This window comes from Parabacteroides sp. Marseille-P3160, assembly GCF_900162725.1.
In the GTDB taxonomy this organism is placed as follows: domain Bacteria; phylum Bacteroidota; class Bacteroidia; order Bacteroidales; family Tannerellaceae; genus Marseille-P3160.
Genome location: NZ_LT799417.1, coordinates 1 through 1,135 on the forward strand (window position 1 = coordinate 1; position 1,135 = coordinate 1,135).

The following is a 1,135-nucleotide window of genomic DNA, read 5'->3' on the forward strand; positions in this document are numbered from 1 at the left end:
CATTCGTACCTTTTTGTCGTTCATCCTCTTCTTTTTCGTAAAGAAAAGACTTCACGGAACTTCGAGTCTCCAGAAAGGAGGTGTTCCAGCCGCACCTTCCGGTACGGCTACCTTGTTACGACTTAGCCCCAGTCACCGGTTTTACCCTAGGACGATCCTTTGACGGTTACGTACTTCAGGTACCCCCGGCTCCCATGGCTTGACGGGCGGTGTGTACAAGGCCCGGGAACGTATTCACCGCGCCATGGCTGATGCGCGATTACTAGCGAATCCAGCTTCACGGAGTCGAGTTGCAGACTCCGATCCGAACTGAGAGAGGGTTTTGAGATTGGCATCCTGTCGCCAGGTAGCGCCCCTTTGTCCCCCCCATTGTAACACGTGTGTCGCCCCGGATGTAAGGGCCGTGCTGATTTGACGTCATCCCAACCTTCCTCACAGCTTACGCCGGCAGTCTTGTCAGAGTCCTCAGCTTTACCTGCTAGCAACTGACAATCAGGGTTGCGCTCGTTATGGCACTTAAGCCGACACCTCACGGCACGAGCTGACGACAACCATGCAGCACCTCGCAATAGGCTATTGCTAGCTACAACCTTTCAATCGTATTCCTAATGCGTTCAAACCCGGGTAAGGTTCCTCGCGTATCATCGAATTAAACCACATGTTCCTCCGCTTGTGCGGGCCCCCGTCAATTCCTTTGAGTTTCACCGTTGCCGGCGTACTCCCCAGGTGGATTACTTAACGCTTTCGCTGTAGGACTTACACTATATCGCAAATCCCTAGTAATCATCGTTTACGGCGTGGACTACCAGGGTATCTAATCCTGTTTGATTCCCACGCTTTCGTGCTTCAGTGTCAGTGATGGTTTTGTAAGCTGCCTTCGCAATCGGAGTTCTGCGTGATATCTATGCATTTCACCGCTACAACACGCATTCCGCCTACAGCAAACATACTCAAGGTGACCAGTTTCAACGGCAATTTTATGGTTGAGCCACAAACTTTCACCGCTGACTTAATTACCCACCTACGCACCCTTTAAACCCAATAAATCCGGATAACGCTCGCATCCTCCGTATTACCGCGGCTGCTGGCACGGAGTTAGCCGATGCTTATTCATAAGGTACATACAAAACGGGAC

General features: G+C 51.5%; 1 rRNA gene. It reads right to left on the reverse strand.

The window, feature by feature from the left end:
• Window positions 1-73: 73 nt before the first annotated feature.
• Window positions 74-1,135 (reverse strand): 16S ribosomal RNA (locus BQ8014_RS00025); the annotation flags it as partial.